This window comes from Novosphingobium sp. (assembly GCF_039595395.1).
Classification (GTDB): domain Bacteria; phylum Pseudomonadota; class Alphaproteobacteria; order Sphingomonadales; family Sphingomonadaceae; genus Novosphingobium.
Genome location: NZ_JBCNLP010000001.1, coordinates 106,440 through 124,258 on the forward strand (window position 1 = coordinate 106,440; position 17,819 = coordinate 124,258).

Annotated in this window: 20 protein-coding genes and 1 pseudogene; 12 read left to right on the plus strand and 9 right to left on the minus strand. The window is 63.6% G+C overall.

The features are described 5' to 3' along the window. Positions 1 to 204: 204 nt before the first annotated feature. Entirely contained in the window at positions 205 to 597 is a 393-nt protein-coding gene (locus tag ABDW49_RS00570) for a hypothetical protein (protein WP_343608903.1), read from the plus strand. Between the two features lie 3 nt (positions 598 to 600). On the opposite strand, the gene ABDW49_RS00575 is transcribed toward ABDW49_RS00570, so the two are convergent. From ABDW49_RS00575 to ABDW49_RS00600, 6 genes are all read right to left on the minus strand, one after another. Further along, the gene (locus ABDW49_RS00575; protein WP_343608905.1) at positions 601 to 1,596 is read right to left on the minus strand and encodes a ParB/RepB/Spo0J family partition protein; all 996 of its coding nucleotides are present in this window, start codon (positions 1,594 to 1,596) and stop codon (positions 601 to 603) included. Continuing rightward, positions 1,593 to 2,384: a ParA family protein gene (locus tag ABDW49_RS00580; protein WP_343608907.1), complete on the minus strand. Its 792-nt coding sequence runs from the start codon at positions 2,382 to 2,384 to the stop codon at positions 1,593 to 1,595. Before ABDW49_RS00580 ends, ABDW49_RS00575 begins: the two co-directional genes overlap by 4 nt. Before the next feature lie 67 nt (positions 2,385 to 2,451). After that, complete coding sequence (rsmG, locus tag ABDW49_RS00585; RefSeq protein WP_343608909.1) at positions 2,452 to 3,129, minus strand: 16S rRNA (guanine(527)-N(7))-methyltransferase RsmG; 678 nt, start codon at positions 3,127 to 3,129, stop codon at positions 2,452 to 2,454. Further along, the gene (gene mnmG, locus ABDW49_RS00590) at positions 3,126 to 4,973 is read right to left on the minus strand and encodes a tRNA uridine-5-carboxymethylaminomethyl(34) synthesis enzyme MnmG (protein WP_343608911.1); all 1,848 of its coding nucleotides are present in this window, start codon (positions 4,971 to 4,973) and stop codon (positions 3,126 to 3,128) included. Before mnmG ends, rsmG begins: the two co-directional genes overlap by 4 nt. 57 nt (positions 4,974 to 5,030) lie before the next feature. After that, positions 5,031 to 6,320 (minus strand): tRNA uridine-5-carboxymethylaminomethyl(34) synthesis GTPase MnmE, encoded by a 1,290-nt coding sequence (gene mnmE, locus ABDW49_RS00595; protein WP_343608913.1) that lies wholly within the window; start codon positions 6,318 to 6,320, stop codon positions 5,031 to 5,033. A gap of 13 nt (positions 6,321 to 6,333) precedes the next feature. After that, complete coding sequence (locus ABDW49_RS00600) at positions 6,334 to 6,579, minus strand: DUF6489 family protein (protein WP_343608915.1); 246 nt, start codon at positions 6,577 to 6,579, stop codon at positions 6,334 to 6,336. 113 nt (positions 6,580 to 6,692) lie between these two features. Between ABDW49_RS00600 and ABDW49_RS00605 the strand changes: the two genes are divergently transcribed. After that, positions 6,693 to 7,391: a dienelactone hydrolase family protein gene (locus tag ABDW49_RS00605; RefSeq protein ID WP_343608917.1), complete on the plus strand. Its 699-nt coding sequence runs from the start codon at positions 6,693 to 6,695 to the stop codon at positions 7,389 to 7,391. A gap of 320 nt (positions 7,392 to 7,711) precedes the next feature. Here ABDW49_RS00605 and rho read toward each other — a convergent pair. The 3 genes and pseudogenes from rho to hemE form a co-directional block, all read right to left on the minus strand. Next, positions 7,712 to 8,972, minus strand: a pseudogene (rho, locus tag ABDW49_RS00610) (transcription termination factor Rho). Between the two features lie 428 nt (positions 8,973 to 9,400). Then, positions 9,401 to 9,844, minus strand: coding sequence for a CopD family protein (locus tag ABDW49_RS00615; protein ID WP_343608919.1), 444 nt, complete (start codon positions 9,842 to 9,844; stop codon positions 9,401 to 9,403). A gap of 15 nt (positions 9,845 to 9,859) precedes the next feature. Then, positions 9,860 to 10,885 (minus strand): uroporphyrinogen decarboxylase, encoded by a 1,026-nt coding sequence (gene hemE, locus ABDW49_RS00620; protein WP_343608921.1) that lies wholly within the window; start codon positions 10,883 to 10,885, stop codon positions 9,860 to 9,862. A gap of 345 nt (positions 10,886 to 11,230) precedes the next feature. Between hemE and ABDW49_RS00625 the strand changes: the two genes are divergently transcribed. From ABDW49_RS00625 to ABDW49_RS00670, 10 genes are all read left to right on the plus strand, one after another. After that, the gene (locus tag ABDW49_RS00625) at positions 11,231 to 12,076 is read left to right on the plus strand and encodes a pyruvate, water dikinase regulatory protein (RefSeq protein ID WP_343608923.1); all 846 of its coding nucleotides are present in this window, start codon (positions 11,231 to 11,233) and stop codon (positions 12,074 to 12,076) included. Continuing rightward, positions 12,073 to 12,672, plus strand: a complete 600-nt coding sequence (locus tag ABDW49_RS00630; RefSeq protein WP_343608925.1) for a nucleoside triphosphate pyrophosphatase — start codon at positions 12,073 to 12,075, stop codon at positions 12,670 to 12,672. The genes ABDW49_RS00625 and ABDW49_RS00630 overlap by 4 nt, the downstream gene beginning before the upstream one ends. Next, positions 12,669 to 13,499, plus strand: coding sequence for a shikimate dehydrogenase (gene aroE, locus ABDW49_RS00635; RefSeq protein ID WP_343608926.1), 831 nt, complete (start codon positions 12,669 to 12,671; stop codon positions 13,497 to 13,499). Before ABDW49_RS00630 ends, aroE begins: the two co-directional genes overlap by 4 nt. Further along, a complete protein-coding gene (gene coaE / locus ABDW49_RS00640; protein ID WP_343608928.1) occupies positions 13,496 to 14,092 on the plus strand; it encodes a dephospho-CoA kinase in 597 nt (198 codons plus the stop codon). Before aroE ends, coaE begins: the two co-directional genes overlap by 4 nt. A gap of 54 nt (positions 14,093 to 14,146) precedes the next feature. Beyond that, positions 14,147 to 14,839 carry a DNA polymerase III subunit epsilon gene (gene dnaQ / locus ABDW49_RS00645; protein ID WP_343608930.1) on the plus strand — a complete coding sequence of 231 codons (693 nt, stop codon included), beginning with the start codon at positions 14,147 to 14,149 and terminating at the stop codon, positions 14,837 to 14,839. 36 nt (positions 14,840 to 14,875) lie between these two features. Then, a complete protein-coding gene (gene raiA, locus ABDW49_RS00650) occupies positions 14,876 to 15,445 on the plus strand; it encodes a ribosome-associated translation inhibitor RaiA (RefSeq protein WP_343608932.1) in 570 nt (189 codons plus the stop codon). Between the two features lie 251 nt (positions 15,446 to 15,696). After that, on the plus strand, positions 15,697 to 16,158 hold the full coding sequence (locus ABDW49_RS00655) for a PTS sugar transporter subunit IIA (RefSeq protein WP_343608934.1): 462 nt from the start codon (positions 15,697 to 15,699) through the stop codon (positions 16,156 to 16,158). A 22-nt stretch (positions 16,159 to 16,180) separates the two neighbouring features. Further along, entirely contained in the window at positions 16,181 to 16,627 is a 447-nt protein-coding gene (locus ABDW49_RS00660) for a PaaI family thioesterase (RefSeq protein ID WP_343608936.1), read from the plus strand. Further along, complete coding sequence (locus ABDW49_RS00665) at positions 16,624 to 16,962, plus strand: DUF1491 family protein (RefSeq protein WP_343608938.1); 339 nt, start codon at positions 16,624 to 16,626, stop codon at positions 16,960 to 16,962. Before ABDW49_RS00660 ends, ABDW49_RS00665 begins: the two co-directional genes overlap by 4 nt. A gap of 208 nt (positions 16,963 to 17,170) precedes the next feature. Further along, on the plus strand, positions 17,171 to 17,782 hold the full coding sequence (locus ABDW49_RS00670; RefSeq protein ID WP_343608940.1) for a cell wall hydrolase: 612 nt from the start codon (positions 17,171 to 17,173) through the stop codon (positions 17,780 to 17,782). Positions 17,783 to 17,819 lie beyond the last annotated feature (37 nt).

Below are 17,819 nucleotides of genomic sequence, written 5' to 3' on the forward strand. Positions count from 1 at the left end.
TGGCACCCGACCCTTGTGCCCAACCTCTCCGCGCCGCAGGCAATCAGAGTCAGCGAAACTGAGCACAACGCCGAACCCTAGGCGCAACGCAGACATTAAAGGGAGCGCGAGGGCGACGGCCCTCGCTTTATCTCTCTTCTCTTTCCTAACGCCAGAAAAGCGCGCATTCTGTTAACCATCATCCCGCAAAAGAGGAGATGGCCCATGCCTTCGCCTTCTGTTCGATTGATGGTTCTGGCCTTGCTGAGCGCGACGCCAACTCTGACTCACGCCGCGACGATAGAACGCCCCCTGCCCCCACCGCCTGCACCGATGACGGCGGCCTATCTGGCGCCCTTCGCCCCGCAGCAGCGCATGAATTGGCTGAACGAATGCCACAACCGCCTGACTCGCGGTGAAAACCCCAATTTCGCCGCCATCGATCAGGGCTGCGAGGCATGGCTGCGTTATTACGAATCCGGCGGCGCGCCTGATCCCACCTATGGCTATGTGGTGCCCGTGGAAGTCAGCGGCGGCATGGAGTGCATCCCCTGCCCGCCGCCAGCCAGACCGCGCCCGCACCGCCGTGTGGTGTATGACAAGCGGATCAAACTCTAGGGATCAGATCCCGCCGCCCGTCAGCCGCTGGCACACCAGATCGAGCTGATCGAGCGTGCGATAACGGATCGTCACCGTGCCCGAACGCGGATCGGTATCGGCGGTGATCTTCACCGACAGGCCCAGAAAATCTTCCAGATGGGCCTGCACGGCGGCGATATCGGCATTGTCCGCGGCTTCACCCGCATCACGCGCGCGGCGGGGCGCGGCGGTCGTCTCGCCCTTGTTGCGGCGGCGGATCAGGCCTTCCACATCACGCACGGAGAGACCCTTGTCCACGGCCTGAGTCGCCAGCGCCGTGGCATCCTCGGCGCCGATCAGCGCACGGGCATGGCCCATGGAGAGTTCGCCCTTCTCCACCAGCAGAATCACCGGATCGGGCAGGCTGAGCAGGCGCTGGATGTTGGCAACATGGCTGCGGCTCTTGTCGACCATGCGGGCGATGTCGGCCTGAGTCATGCTCTCATGCTCGGCGAGGCGCTGATAGGCACGCGCCTCTTCGATGGGGTTGAGGTCTTCGCGCTGCAGGTTCTCAATCAGCGCAAGGGCCATCACCTCACGCTCGGTCAGCGTGCGGACCAGCGCGGGAATCTCATGCACCTGCGCACGCTGTGAAGCGCGCCAGCGGCGTTCACCCGCGACAAGTTGAAAACGCCCCTGCCCCAGCGGGCGGACGATCACCGGCTGAATCACCCCGCGCGCGGCGATCGAGGCGGCCAGTTCGTCCAGCGCTGCATCGTCGAAATGGCGGCGCGGCTGATCGGGATGCGGCTCGATCGAAGACACCGGCAGCATCGCCAGCCCACCATCGATCCGCACGCCCTCATGGCTTTCCACACGGACGGGCAGACTGCCGTTGGAGGGCGAGGCCTGCACCAGCGGCTCCTCGCGCCGGGTTTCGCCCAGCAGCGCCTGCAGACCACGGCCCAGAGCGGGCGGCTTGCGACGGGGCGGGGCGGAGGCTTCCGGGCTGGGCGCGCGGGTGGTGTCCTCGCTCATGCGGCTTTCCTTTGTTCTGGCAGGCGGGCAATCAATTCGCGGGCGAGCGCCATATAGGCTTTGCTGCCCGCGCAATATTGGTCGTAGATCAGCGCCGGCAGCCCATGGCTGGGCGCTTCGGACAGGCGGACGTTGCGCGGAATCGCCGTGTCGAACACCAGCCCGCCCAGCACCTGACGCACATCGGTGGAGACCTGATCGGTCAGGCGGTTGCGGCGATCGAACATGGTCAACGCCACGCCGATGATGCCCAGTTCGGCATTGAATCGCTGCTGCACCCGCTCGACGGTCTGGAGCAACTGGCTCAGACCTTCCAGCGCGAAGAACTCGCATTGCAGAGGCACCAGCAGCGTATCGGCCGCCGTCAGCGCATTCAGAGTCAGCAGGCCCAGCGAGGGCGGGCAATCGATAAAGCAGATGTCATAGCCACCCGCCGCCGTCACCGCCTCAAGCGACAAGGCATGGCGCAGCCGGTCGGTACGGTGATCGACCGCCACCAGCTCCACTTCGGCGCCCGAAAGATCCACCGTGGCGGGCACGATATCGAGCCCCGGAATGCGCGTCTGGAGAATGCAGTCGTTCAACTGCGCCTCCCCCATCAGCAAATCATAGGAGGACCATTCGCGCTGTTCGGTCGCAATGCCGGTGCCCGTGGAAGCGTTGCCCTGCGGATCCAGATCGATCAACAGCGTTTTCCAGCCGGTGGCGGCAAGCGCCGTGGCCATGTTGATGGCGGTGGTGGTCTTGCCCACTCCACCCTTCTGATTGGCAATGGCAACGCGGATCATCGGTTTATCCTCGTCTGTGGCGTGGAGCGCCATGGGTATCTGCATCGGCGGATAGGGCGGCCGGTTCTTAGGCACGTTTGGATTTTGCGCGCTGTTTTCCTTCCGTGGGCCCCTCAAGGTGCCCCATGATGATCCCCGCTTCGCCATCGGTGATCGATGGTTCCACGTGGAACATATGCTGCCATCCGGTCAGCTCTGCCAATTCTTGCCCTGCCGACCGCCCTTTGGGCAACAGCCATGTGGTCGCCTTTGTGGAAAACCGGGCAGATAGTTCGAGCAGACGCGGCAATGGTGCAAAGGCACGGGCCGAAATCACCGATACGGGTTGCGAATCCACCAGCTCCAGCCGGCTACCGATCACTCTGGTGCGGGTCAGTTGCAGCTCATCACAAACGCGCTGAAGCCAATCGACTCGCCGCGCGCGGGATTCGACCATCCACACATCCATGTCCGGACGCAGCAGCGCGATCACCAGACCAGGGAACCCCGCCCCCGTCCCCAGATCGAGCCATGGGCCCGATGTTTCACGTGAAACATCGGCGGACGGCAGATGCGCCAGAAGCTGCGCGGAATCGACGATATGGCGACGCCACACTTCGGCGAGCGATCCGCTCGAGACGAGGTTCTGATGCTCATTCTCTTCGGCCAGCATGGCGACCAGACGCTCGGCCCTGCCCTTCGCGGCAGCATCGAATTCTGGGCGCGCGGCCAGCCATGCCAGAGCGGCGCTCTCATCAGCGATCATGCCGAAAGCCTCCGTGCATGGACCAGCAGGGCGGCGAGAGCAGCGGGCGTGATCCCCGGCACCCGCCCTGCCGCAGCGAGAGTCGTGGGGCGGGCCTTGCCGAGCCGCTCGACCATCTCGCGAGAGAGGCCGGGCGTGTCGGCATAGGGGAAATTCTCTGGCAGAGCCAAACCATCATGCGCGCGCATGTCCTTCAATTCGCGATCCTGCCGTTCCAGATACGGCGCATAGGCAGCGTCCTCCGCCACCTCCGCCGCCAGATCGGCATCATCTCCCAGACCATCCTCGATCCAGGGTTCCAGCGTGTCGAGAGTCACGCCACCAAAACGGAGCCATTCGCGCAGCGGCAGGCGACCAACATCCTCACGGACGGGCACACCACTGCGAGCCAGTTCAGCGCTGGTCACAAGGTGATCGAGCTTGGCCAAAAAGGCCTCGCGATCCGCCTCGCGCTTTTCATACCAGGCGCGGCGTTCCTCACCAATGCAACCGGCAGCCAGCGCCAGAGGCGTCAGGCGAGTCACCGCATTGTTAGCGCGCAGTCTTAGGCGATATTCCGCGCGCGCCGTCAGCATACGATAGGGTTCGGAGACGCCCTGCAAAGTCAGATCGTCCACCATCACCGCCATATAGGCATTGGCGCGATCCAACGGCGCCGGCGCTCTGCCCAGCACAGATGCCGCAGCATGCATGCCCGCGATCAGCCCCTGCGCGGCGGCTTCCTCATAACCGGTGGTACCGTTGATCTGCCCGGCGCAATAGAGGCCCGGCATCGCCCTCACCTCAAGGCTGGGATAGAGCGCGCGCGGATCGATATGGTCATACTCAACCGCATAGCCCGGCACTGCCATCTCGACCTCTTCCAACCCTTCCATGGTGCGCAGCATCGCGAGCTGCACATCGGCAGGCAAGGAGGTGGACACCCCATTGGGGTAGACCAGCGGCGTATCGAGCCCCTCGGGTTCGAGGAAAATCTGGTGGCCATCGCGGTCGGCGAAGCGGTGAATCTTGTCCTCGATGCTGGGGCAATAGCGCGGGCCGGTCGCCCCGATCGCCCCGCTGAACAAGGGCGAGCGATGGAGGTTCGCGCGGATCACATCATGCGTCGCGGGATTGGTACGCGTGATGGCGCAGAAGACTTGCGGATTCACGCGCGCCTTTTCCATCGGTGACATGCACCATTGGATCGTTTCCGACGGCTGTGATTCCAGACGCGCCCAATCGATGCTGCGGCCATCGAGGCGCGGCGGCGTCCCGGTCTTCAACCGGGCCATGGGCAGAGCGGCATCGCGAATCTGCGCTGCCAGTCGCTGGGCCGAAGCCTCGCCGATGCGGCCACCGACCATGCGCTCTTCACCGCGGAACAAGGTGCCGCCGAGGAAAGTGCCGGTGCAGAGGATCACCGCCGAAGCGTTGATCGTGGAACCATCGGCCAGGTGCAGGCCGGTGACGTTTCCGCCTTGCTGAATCAGCGCAGCGGCCTCGCCCTGCACCAGAGTCAGATCGCCCTGCTGAGTCAGCAGCTTTTGCACCGCCGCCTTGAAGCGCTTGCGATCGGCCTGCACGCGCGGGCCCTGCACGGCGCTGCCCTTGCTACGGTTGAGCATGCGGTAATGGATCGCGCCAGCATCGGCGGCGCGGGCGATGATGCCGTCAAAGGCATCGACCTCGCGCACCAGATGGCCCTTGCCCAGACCGCCGATGGCCGGGTTGCAGCTCATGGCGCCAATGGCGTCGAGATCGAAACTGACCAGCGCCACCTTCGCGCCCATGCGCGCGGCAACGGCAGCGGCCTCGACCCCTGCATGGCCTCCGCCGATCACAACCACATCGAAATTCTGCATGGGCCCGCCCTACATGAGGCCGGGGCTCAGGTCAAAAGGCGTGTTTCACGTGGAACATCATTTGCCGATGCAGAAGCGGCCGAACAGCGTGTCGAGCATATCCTCGGTGGTGGCCCGGCCCAGCAGGCGGTCGAGCGAGACGCGGGCGAGGCGCAGCCCCTCCCCCACAAGCAGCGGATCATCCTGTCGCGCTTCGGCGTCCTGAAGCGCGGACACCACCGCGGCGAGCGCTGCATGCTGACGCTGATTCAACGCCGCCTCTCCCGGACGGGGAAGGGCGGCGCGCGCATGAGTCACCAGATCGCGACGCAAATCATCCACGCCCTCACCGCTCTTTGCCGAGACCCGATGACGGGGATGACTCTTGGCGTGATGATCGATGCGGTCGATTTGGGCTTCGATGTCCCACAGGCGCTCATCGGCATTTGGCCCCTGCCCTTCCTCACCCAGCCACAGGATCAGATCGGCCTGATCGACAATCGCCCGCGCCCGCTCGATGCCAATGGCTTCCACCACATCCTCGGTCTCATCGCGCAACCCTGCCGTATCGAAGAAGCGGAACGGCACGCCCTGAATCGCCACGGGATGAGTCAGCACATCGCGCGTCGTCCCGGCGATCGGCGCGGTGATGGCCGCTTCGCTTTCCACCAGCGCATTGAACAGAGTCGACTTGCCCGCATTGGGCGGCCCGGCGATCACCACGCGAAACCCCTCGCGCAGCGCTTCGGCACGCGGGCGATCCAGCCACTGGGCAATGGTGAAACGCAGATCGCTCAGCCGCACCGGCACATCAGCCGGCAGGCCACCCACATCATCTTCATCGGCAAAATCCAGCGCCGCCTCGACCAGCGCGGAAAGCGACAACACCTCCTGACGCCAGCTATCCACCAAGGCCGACAAGGCACCGCCGGCAGAAGCCATCGCGCTCTGTCGCTGCAGTTCGGTTTCGGCGGAGAGCAGATCGGCCAGACCCTCGGCCTCGGCCAGATCGATGCGGCCATGGGTGAAGGCGCGGCGGGTGAACTCGCCCGGCTCGGCCTTGCGCAGGCCGGGCAACTGACTCAGCGCATGCTCAACGGCCGCGATCACCGCGCGGCCGCCATGGCAGTGCAGTTCGGCCAGATCTTCACCGGTCGCCGTCTTCGGTCCGGGGAACCACAGCAGCAGCGCATGGTCCAGCACCTGGCCCTCACCATCACGCAGCGCTCCATAGCTGGCACGACGGGGCGCGGGCAGCCTTCCGGCCAAAGCCCGCAAGGCCTCCCCCGCTTGAGGTCCGCTGATCCTGATGACGGCAATCGCCGCTGGAGCCGCCCCGCTGGAGGGCGCGAAAATCGTATCCTGCATCCGCAGGCGTCTATCAGCCCTTGGGCTTGCCCGCCATGCCCACGCCCGCCTCGATAAGCTGCTGGAACATCTTCAGCCCCATCTGACCCATCGGCGCGAACTGCTTGGTGTATTCGGCAAGCTGCTCCAGACTGCCGCCGCCCTGCATCGCCTTGAGCACGGCATCCATATACATCTCATTGGCCCGCGTCACATCGGGCAAGCCCAGAAAGCGCCGCGCCTCTTCCGGGCTGCAATCAATCTCAAGATTGAGCTTCATCAGGCCTCTCCCTAAACTGTGACGAACCGTCAAACATAGCTGGCATAGCCAGAGCTGACTGTCCATTCATCTGTCCTTCAGTCGTAACAATCGGCCCCTCCACGGAGTTCCCCATGACAACCAACACGCTTATCCCCAGCCTTGACCACAAGGGCGAGATCCCCGCCTATGTCGCAAAGCCCGAGGGCGCCCCGCGCGGCACCGTGATCGTGGTGCCCGAGATCTTTGGCGTGAATCCCGGCATCGTCTCCAAGGCCGACGACTGGGCGAACAAGGGCTATGTCGCTGTCGCTCCCGACGTGTTCTGGCGTCAGGAAGCGGGCGTGGAACTGGACCACGATGTGCCCGAAGAGATGACTCGCGCCCTGTCCATGATGGGCGCCCATGACTTTCCCGCAGGGCTGGATGACATTCGCGCGCTGATCGCTTGGGCTCATGCTCGCAATCCGGGCGACAAGGTTGGGCTGGTCGGATTCTGCATGGGCGGGTTGATCGCCTATCAGGCTGCGGCGCGCACCGATATCGACGCCTCAGTCGGCTATTATGGTGTGGGCCTGGATGGGCTGATCGGTGAGGCCGGGAACATCAAGGGAGAGCTGCTGCTCCATATCCCCACCGCCGATGCCTTCACCTCGGCCGAGCAGCAGAAGGCGATTCATGCCGGGCTGGATTCAGTGCCGAATGTGACTCTGTATGATTATGAAGGGCTCGGGCACGGTTTCGCGGAAACCAAGGGAAGCCGCCGCGATGAGGCCGGAGCCGTGTTGGCCGATGCGCGGACGGTTGAGTTTATTGCGAAGTTTGTGGGGTAACAAAAAAGGATAAGATGCGAGGGCCATCGCCCTCGCGCTCCCTTTAATGTCTACGCTGCGCTATGGGTTCGGCCTTGTGCTCAGTTTGCAGCGCCGCAGGCTTTCAACGGTAGAAAGGCGCCGAGGCTTCTTGCCTGCGGCGCCTTTGTTGCGCTGGTGGAGAGATCGGGCGCAAGGTCCGGGTGCCACTGCAGGTTCGTCGGAAGACGTTATGGGAGTGCGAGGGGGTAACCCCCTCGCTTCTTTCTTTTTCAAACCCTGAATCAAAAAAGGGGCAGGATTTCTCCCGCCCCTTTCCTGAATCTCAGACCCGACGAATCTTACTGATTCATCGTCGCGAAGAAGTCTTCGTTGGTCTTGGAATCCTTCATCTTGTCGAGCAGGAACTCCATCGCGTCGACGGTGCCCATCTGCATGAGGATGCGGCGAAGGACCCACATCTTGGAGAGGTTGCCCTTCTCCACCAGCAGTTCTTCCTTGCGGGTGCCGCTCTTGCCCACGTCCAGCGCGGGGAAGATGCGCTTGTCGGCCACCTTGCGGTCCAGCACGATTTCGCTGTTGCCGGTGCCCTTGAACTCTTCGTAGATCACTTCGTCCATCTGCGGCAGCCGGTTTCGATCAGCGCGGTGGCGATGATCGTCAGCGAGCCGCCTTCCTCGATGTTGCGCGCGGCGCCGAAGAAGCGCTTGGGGCGCTGCAGGGCGTTGGCGTCGACACCGCCGGTCAGCACCTTGCCGGAGGTGGGCACCACGGTGTTGTAGGCGCGGGCCAGGCGGGTGATCGAGTCCAGCAGGATGACCACGTCCTTCTTGTGCTCGACCAGGCGCTTGGCCTTCTCGATCACCATCTCGGCGACCTGCACGTGGCGCGTGGCCGGTTCGTCGAAGGTCGAGGCGATCACCTCGCCGCGCACGGTGCGCTGCATTTCGGTCACTTCCTCCGGGCGCTCGTCGATCAGCAGCACGATCAGGTGCACTTCGGGGTGGTTGCGGGTGATGTGCTGGCGATGTTCTGCAGCATGATGGTCTTGCCCGCTTTCGGCGGCGCCACGATCAGGCCGCGCTGGCCCTTGCCGATCGGCGCGATCAGATCGATGACGCGGCCGGAACTTGTCCTTGACGGTCGGCCGTGCCGGCGTTCGAGCTTCAGGCGCTTGTTGGGGAACAGCGGCGTCAGGTTCTCGAAGATCACGCGGTGGCGCACGGCCTCCGGGCTGTCGAAGTTCACCGCGTCCACCTTGGTCAGCGCGAAGTAGCGCTCGCCGTCCTTGGGCGCGCGCACCTCGCCCTCGACCGTGTCGCCCGTGCGCAGGTTGAAGCGGCGGATCTGGCTCGGCGAGACGTAGATGTCGTCCGGGCCGGCCAGGTAGGTGGCCTCGGGGGAGCGCAGGAAGCCGAAGCCGTCCGGCAGCACCTCGATGGTGCCGATGCCCAGGATTTCTTCGCCATCCTCGGCCAGTTCCTTCAGGATCGCAAACATCAGATCCTGACGACGCAACGTGCTGGCGCTTTCAACGCCCAGTTCCTCAGCCATTTCGACCAGCTCGGCCGATGTTTTTTTCTTCAATTCTTTCAAATGCATAAATAATTTCCGTAAGGAGGTTTTCGGCCGGCGGGTCCATCGGGCCTGGAGAAGGCGGACCTTTTGCGCGCTATGCTCGCACGCAAATCATTGCCGGTGAGGGCCTAGCGCATATTCTTTTGGCGCTTTGCCGTCAATAAAATGGCGGTGGGTGGAGGGAAATTGAAGGGAGACAGAAAAAGAAACAATGCGAGGGCCATCGCCCTCGCGCTCCCTTTAATTGTCGACCTTGGCGTCAAGGGTTCGGCGGCAGAGCAATGTCGCCGCGCCGCAGGCAGGACATGATAGCTCAGCGCAGGGGAGTTAAAGCCTGCGGCGCCAACAGGTGGATAGTCAGGGCGCAACAGTCGGGTGCCTCAACCCGTTCGTCGGAAGACGTTCCGGGAGCGCGAGGGGGTAACCCCCTCGCATTTTCCTACTTCAAAACCTTAAAACGGCCGCACAATCACCAAAATCACGATGATCGCCGCCGCCACACCGGGCACCTCATTCAGCAGGCGCAGAGTCTTCCCCGGCAGCTTGCGGTCACCCTTGGCCAGTCCCTTGGCATAGCCCGCCAGCCAGACGTGATAGCCTGTCAGCACCAGCACCATCGCAAGCTTGGCGTGGAACCAGCCCTGCGAGAAAGCCCCGATCGTATGGGCCAGCAGCAGCCCGAACACCCAAACCGCCACCAGAGACGGCCACATGATGATCTTGAGCAGCTTGCTCTCGCGGTCGATCCAGCGGCGCTCTTCCTCGGTGCCGGGCAGGCTTTCCTGGTGGTAGACGAAATAGCGCGGCAGCATGAAAAGCCCCGCCATCCAGAAGATGACGAAGATGATATGGCCGGCCTTAAGCCAGGCGTAGGTCATCGAGAGTATCCAATCCATACAGGCCTATATAGGTCATCGGTGCCAGTTGCGCACCACCTGAAGCAACTGTTCGACGTGCGCCAGGGGCGTCGTCTGGCCGATGCCGTGGCCCAGGTTGAAGACATGGGGGCGGTCGGCAAAGGCGTCGAGCACCTCAGTGGCGCGCTTCTCCAACTCTGCGCCACCGGACAGCAGCAGCAGCGGATCGAGGTTGCCCTGCACCGGCATGCCAGCGGGCAATTCGCGCGCGGCCCAGAGCGGGTCGACGGTTTCATCCACGCCCACGGCATTCACGCCGGTTTCGCGGGCATAGGCGGCCAGCTTCTCGCCCGAACCTTTGGGGAAGCCGATCACAGGCACAGTGGGGTGCATGGCCTGAATCCGCGCGGCGATGGTGGCGTTCGGCGCGATCACCCAGCGTTCGTATTCGCGCGGGGCCAGACTGCCGGCCCAACTGTCGAAAAGCTGCACCGCCTCGGCGCCGGCCTTGATCTGGCCATCGAGGTAGTCGACGGTCACCTCGATGATGGCATCGATGATCGCCTGGAAGGCCTCAGGATCGCGATAGGCATAGGCGCGGGTCTCATGCTGGTCCCTGCTGCCCTCGCCATTCACCATGTACGTAGCGACCGTCCAGGGGCTTCCTGCAAAGCCCAGCATGGTCACCTCTTCCTTCAGCGAGGCTCTGACCAGACGCACCGTCTCGTAGATGGGCGACAGACGGTCTGGAACCCCCTGCAAAGCCTGCAGACTATGATCCACAAGCTTAGGCGAGAGATGAGGCCCTTCGCCCGCCAGAAATGCCAGATCCTGCCCCATCGCATAAGGCACGATCAGAATGTCCGAAAACAGGATGGCGCCATCGAAGCCGAAACGGCGCAGAGGCTGCAAGGTAATTTCTGCTGCTGCCTCGCTGTCATAGACCAGAGGCAGGAAGCCGCCCTTCTCCGCGCGAAGCGCGCGATATTCAGGAAGATAGCGCCCGGCTTGTCGCATCAGCCAGATGGGACGGCGAGAGAGGTTCTCTCCTTTGAGGGTGGCGAGCAAAGGACCGGGCATTGTGAGTCATTCCTGATCAAAGAGGATTCATGAAAGGATGATGAAGGTTGTTGGGCCTGTGGATAGCGGGAATTACGGCCACTTGCCTGAATTATCCCGGACTGAACAGGGCAAAGCGATCTGCGACTCCGTGACTCCAATCGTCAAGGAATCCTTATGCCCCTTATCCCCAGCCTGTGGGAAAGACTGCCCACATGTGCGCAGCGCCCGGATTGAGTCCGGGTTAGCGGGGGTGGTCTCTATCCCCCATTTTGTTGGTTCTCCTGTCCTGCCGTTTATGCCAAGGGATATCCACAAGGCCCCGGCGGGCTTTCTCCTTTTTCCCCAGACCCGGCTTGCCCATTCATGAACCGCCTGCATCTGCATCTTCTTTCGGATTCCACCGGCGAAACGCTGGAGATGATCGCCAAGGCGGCGCTCGCCCAGTTCGAGGATGTGGAGGTCAACCGCCATTTCTGGCCGATGGTGCGCAGCCAGGCGCATCTCGACCGGGTGATGGGCGATATCGCGGCCAATCCGGGGCTGGTGCTCTATACGATGGTCAGCCACGACATCCGCCGCATGCTGGAGGACCGCTGCCTGGCGATGGGCCTGCCCGCCGTGCCGGTGCTGGATTCCGTCACCGATGCGCTGGCCAATATGCTGGGGCAGCAGGCGCGCGGTCGCCCCGGCAAACAGCATATTCTGGACGCGGCCTATTTCGCGCGCGTCGATGCGATTCACTTTTCCATCGCCCATGATGACGGGCTGAACTGGGAAAACTGGGAAGAGGCCGATATCGTGCTGGCGGGGGTCTCGCGCAGTTCGAAGACGCCGACCAGCATCTATCTGGCCAACCGCGGCTATAAGGTGGCGAACATCCCCATCGTGGTGGAAAGCCCGCCGCCTGCCCTGCTGTTCGGCCTGCGCTCGCCTTTGGTGGTGGGGTTGACGACGGCGCCCGAGCGACTGGTTCAGGTGCGCCGCAACCGGCTGCTCTCGATGAATCATCAGACCGAGACATCCTATGTCGATGTCGAAAGGGTGAAGACCGAATTGCTCTATGCTCGCCGCATGTTTGCCGACAATGGCTGGCCGGTGATCGATGTGACGCGCCGCTCGATCGAGGAGACGGCAGCGGCGATCATTTCGCTGTTGAAGGATCGCAGCGTCCAGTCGGTGGGCGCTCAGGCCGGGAATCGTCCGATATGACCGTGAATGCTGTGCCGCTGGTGCTGGCCTCCAAAAGTGCCTCGCGCCGGGCGATGCTGACCGCCGCTGGCGTGCCCTATACGATTCAGCCCGCTGATGTGGATGAGCGCGCGCTTGAATCCGCGCTGGCCGACGCCGCGCCCGCCGATGTGGCGCTGGCTCTGGCCGAGGCGAAGGCTCTGGCGGTATCCGAAGCTGAGCGCGATGCGCTGGTGCTGGGCAGTGACTCGCTGGTGGTGGTCGAGGGCCGCCGCTTCGACAAGCCCACCAGCCGCGAGAATGCCGAGGAGCACCTGCGCTTCTTTTCGGGCAAGGTGATGGAGCTGCATTCCGGTGCTGCTCTCGCCCGCGCCGGGCAGACTGTGTGGCGCCATGGCGAGGTGGCGCGGCTGCATGTGCGCGCGCTGGATGAGGCTTTCATCGCCCAATATCTCGACGCGGAATGGCCCGAAGTGGCGGGATGCGTCGGTGTATTCCGTGTGGAAGGCCTGGGGATAAACCTGTTTGAAACTGTGGATGGCAGTCATTTCACGGTGCTGGGCATGCCCTTGCTGCCGGTGCTTGGCGCGCTGCGGAATCAAGGTGTTATCGCATGACGCTCCCTTATGCGGAGGTGATCGGCGACCCCATCATCCAGTCCAAGTCGCCGATTATCCACAGGCACTGGCTGCAGGCGCTGGGGATGGATGGCGATTACCGCCACGCCCATGTCACCGCGGAAGGGCTGGAAGCGTTTCTCGCCACCCGCCGGAGCGATGAGAACTGGCGCGGCTGCAACGTCACGATGCCTCACAAGCAGGCGATCATGCCGCTGCTCGACGTGCTGGACCCGCTGGCGCAACAGGTTGGCGCGGTGAACACCGTGGTGCGCGGAGCGGACGGTCGGCTGACGGGCTACAACACCGATGTCGACGGCGTGGCCGAGCCGCTGTCGGCGCTGGTGTCGCGGCAGGATGCCCATGCCTATATCATCGGCGCGGGCGGCGCGGCGCGGGCCGCCATCTTCGGTGTGAGCCGTGGCGCCGCCGCGACGACCAGCATCTTCAATCGCACTGCTCACAAGGCTGATGAGCTGGCCATTCTTGCGAAAGCGCCATCCGGCAAGGGCCATCCGCTGACGGGTCTGATCCCGACTCATGACCACAGCCATATCATCGTCAACGCGACCAGCATGGGCATGGGTGGGCAAAATCCGGTGCCGATCGACCTGTCGGGCTTCGCTGCCGACACCATTGTCTTCGATATGGTCTATGCACCGCTGGAAACGCCTTTGCTGGCTCAGGCGCGCGCGCAGGGGCTGCGCACCATCGATGGGCTGGCGATGCTGATCGGCCAGGGCGCGGTGGCCTTCGAGAAGTTTTTCGGCGCCCCTCCCCCCCGCGACAACAACGATGCTGCCCTGCGGGCGCTGCTGACCGCATGAGTCGTCCTTTCGTCCTCGGGCTGACGGGCTCGATCGGCATGGGCAAATCGGCGGTGGCCGCGATGCTGGAAGAGATCGGCGTGCCGGTCTTCGACGCCGATGCGCAGGTCCGCCTGATGCAAGGCCCGGCTGGCGCCCTGCTGGCTGCGATTGAAAAGGCCTTCCCCGGCACCACCGGCCCGCAAGGTGTGGACCGCGCAAAACTGGGCGCGGCGGTGTTCGGCGATGATGCGGCACTCGCCCGGCTGGAGGCCATTGTCCACCCCGCCGTGGCGCAGGCGCGTGCGCAATTTCTGGCCGATCACGCGGCGGCACCCTTGGTCGTTTATGATATTCCCCTGCTGTTTGAAAAGGTTGGGCGCGAGGGGATCGATGCCGTCGCCGTCGTCTCCGCTCCGGCGCGGGCCCAGCGCGAAAGGGTGCTGGCGCGCCCCGGCATGACTTCTGAAAAGTTCGCGGCGATCCTCGCGCGGCAGATGCCCGATGCGCAGAAACGCAAGCTGGCCGACCATGTGATCGACACCGGCACCAGCCTTGCGCAGACCCGCGCGCAGGTCGCGGCGCTGATCGAACGCTTGGTCCCGACACGATAATAAATGCGTCATAACCTCTTGTAAGCGGGCCTCGGCAGGACGATAGTCGAGTGAATGAGAGAGATCGTTTTCGACACTGAAACCACCGGACTCGACCCCAAAACAGGGGACAGACTCGTGGAAATCGGCTGTGTGGAAATGGTCAACCGGGTGCAGACCGGCGTCACATTTCACCGCTATTTCAATCCGCAGCGCGACATGCCGGCCGAGGCCGAACGGGTCCACGGCCTGTCCGAGGCCTTCCTGGCCGACAAGCCCCTGTTCAAGGCCGAAGCGCAGGCTTTCCTCGACTTTATCGGCGACTCGCCGATGGTCGCGCATAACGCCAGCTTCGACTTCGGATTCATCAACAATGAGCTGACGATGGTGGGCCTGCCCATCGTCGAACTCGATCGCATGGTCGACACCGTGCGCATCGCCCGCGCCCGGCATCCCGGCGCGAAAAACTCGCTCGACGCGCTCTGCACGCGTTACGGCATCGATCGCAGCCATCGCACGAAGCATGGCGCTCTGCTTGACGCGGAACTGCTGGCGCAGGTCTATGTCGAGCTGCTGGGCGGCCGCCAGATCGGTCTGGAACTTGCCGCCGAGCAGGGACTTGTTGAATCCACCGTGGTCGAAACCACTGTGATCACGCGGGAAAGGGTACAACGCCCGGCCCGCCCCCACCACGCCAGCGAAGCGGAATTGGCCGCTCACGCGAAGTTTTTGGAGTCGATCAAAACACCTCTTTGGCTTTCCGACTAAGAGCAAATTTCCAACAACAGAACAGGAGTCAGGACCATGGACATTCGCGTTTCCGGCCATCAGATGGAAACCGGCGAAGCGCTGCGGGTCCACGTCGAGGACCGGCTGAACACCATCACGGACAAGCACTTCAACAAGGCGCTGTCTTCCGTGGTGACCTTCGGCAAGGCGCCCGGCGGTTCGTTCCGATGCGATATCGTGACTCATGTGCGCCAGGGGCTCATCCTCAAAGGCGCCGGCATCGCCCATGATGCGCATCAGAGCCTGGATGCGGCCGCCGTCAAGATCGAGACCCAGTTGCGCCGCTACAAGAAGCGCCTGAACGATCGCCACGAGCAGGCCAGCCATGCCGTGCAGTCGCAGGAAGCGGCCTACACCATCTTCGAGGAACCCGTTCACGAAGAGGGCGAGGAAGCCCATGCCGAGGCGCCTCTGGTCATTGCCGAGCTGCGCGTCGACGTGCCCGAAGCAACCGTTTCGGATGCGGTGATGATGCTGGATCTGCGCAACACCAATGCCTTGCTGTTCAAAAACGCTGGCACCGGAAAGCATAATATGGTCTACCGCCGGGGTGATGGCTCGATCGGCTGGGTCGAACCCTCGTAACAGACGAAACACGTCGTTGCCCCGTCGGTAACGGCGGGGATAGCGAGCCCTTACGGAGGAGCGCGCGTCCGGTTGTGACGAGTACCCAGCTTTGACGAGGTCTCAGTGATAACCTGGTGCGCGATCTTCCGTGTTTCCTACAGGATAATACGCATGGCAAACGGCTTTGCGTGTTCCTTCGAAACAAGCTATCGCCCCGCCCGACCCGACCACTGGGCGACGGGCATGAAAAGGCAAGTTGAAGATTGGCGATGACAGCGCTGTTCACGCTCATGCCAGAGGCGGTAGGCACCATTTCGGCCGACAGCAAACCCGCGATCATCGAGCATCTGTCCGGGCGTTTCGCCCGGGTCTATGCGCTCGATGAGGAGCAGGTGCGCGAGCGGATCGAGGAACGCGAAAAGCTCGGCAGCACCGGCTTTGGCCGCGGTGTGGCCATCCCCCATGCGCGCATGCCCGATTTGGTGCGGCCGGTGGCGGTGGTGTTGCGGCTGGAATCGCCGGTAGGTTTTGAATCCGCCGACGATATGCCGGTGGATATCGTCTTTGGCCTGCTCTCGCCCGAACAGGCCGGGGCCGTTCACCTCCATGCGCTGGCCGCGATCAGCCGCATGATGCGCGACGACAAGATGCATGCCGCCCTGATCGAAGCCCCCAGCGACGAGGCGCTGTATGCCCTCCTCGCCAACGTCCTCGACCGCGACGCGGCGTAAGATGGGCCCCAAGGATAACGACGTGGATTCAGGGGCCGGCCTGCATTGGCGCGCGTTGGAGGGGCTTTACGCTTCGGCGCCGATCAACCAGCTTTTTTCGTCGCGGCTTGAGGTTGTCGGCGAAGGCCATGCGCGCATCCTCTTCGACATCGATCCGTCCGTTTTCCACGCGGGCGGCGCGGCGCATGGCACGATCTATTTCAAGATGCTCGACGATGCGGCCTTCTACGCCGCCAACACGCTCGTCACCGACCGTTTCCTGCTGACCACCTCCTTCAACCTGTTGTTCTCACGCCCGGTGCGCGGTGGGCGCGTGACGGCGGAGGGGCGCTGGGTCAGCGGTCGCCGTCGCGTGCTGGTGGCCGAGGCCCGGCTGATCGACGAGGAAGGCGAGGAGGTCGGGCGCGGCACCGGCACCTTCATGCGCTCGCATATCGCGCTTTCCTCGCTGCCCGGTTACGGCGGATGAGCGAGACCCCTCGCCTGCCCGCCGCTGTGGAAGTCTCGGCGCTGGTCAGGCAGGTGAATGCACAGGGCGGTTTCGCCACGGTGCTGACCAAGGGTGAGGCGGACGCGGGCACGATCCTGCTGCTGCTCTGCGAGAACGGTCATGACCAGCGCGTCTATGAACGCATGCCCATGGCGGATGGCACACGCGGCTGGCATTGCGCCAAACGCCGCGATCCCGATGACCCGCAACCCTTCCAGGATTGGCTTGACCGCCGAAGCCGGCAGGACCGCGACCTGTGGATCGTCGAACTAGACATCGCGGGGGCGGAACGATTCATCGGATTGGCCGTTTAGGCGCGATTGACTCGGCGACCTGCCTCCCGCACTGCGGCGCGTCCATAACGCGCAGGCGGCCAAGTTGACCGGGGGGTTGGCAGGCTGGCACGCAGACGGGGGGCTGCCGGCAGGATCGCTGGTGGATGGGAAGAGCCCGGACAAGCGGCTCTGTTTCTGTCTGCGCGTGCTGCGTCTGGAGGGTTCACCGCATTAGAAATTGCCTGGAATGCGTCAGCTTCTCACCCGCGCCAAAAGCCTGTCTCTGGCTGCGACCGTCCTGATCTTGACCGCCGTTGGTTCCGGCGCCTCTGCCCAGCAGAATGAACCGACTCTGCAGACCGTGCCTGTTCCTGCCGCCGCGCCTCTGGCCAATGGCACCGCGAACGCCGCTGCTCTCGACCTTGAACCGGCCCCTGCCGTGAATGCCGCGACGCTGACCCAACTGGTCGCCCGGCAGCCGCAGGGCGAAGAGGTTTCCTCCGAAATCAACTGTCTGGCCGGCGCCGTCTATTTCGAGGCGCGCAATGAAACGCTCGATGGCCAGCTTGCTGTGGCCCGTGTGGTTGTCGCCCGCTCGCGCTCTGGCCGTTTCCCGGACAGCTATTGCGGCGTGGTCTACCAGCCTTCCCAGTTCTCCTTCATCCATGGCGGCATGATGCCGGTGATCAACCACGCCTCGGCCGGTTGGCACCGTGCGCTGGCGATCGCCGAAATCGCCCATGACGGTAGCTGGCAGAGCCCCGTTGAAGGCGCGATGTTCTTCCATTCCGCACGTATCTCGCCCCGCTGGCATCGCCAGCGCGTGGCCCGGATCGACAATCACGTCTTCTATCGCTGAAGACGGTCTTCATTTGCGCCAGCCAAGGCCCTCTGTT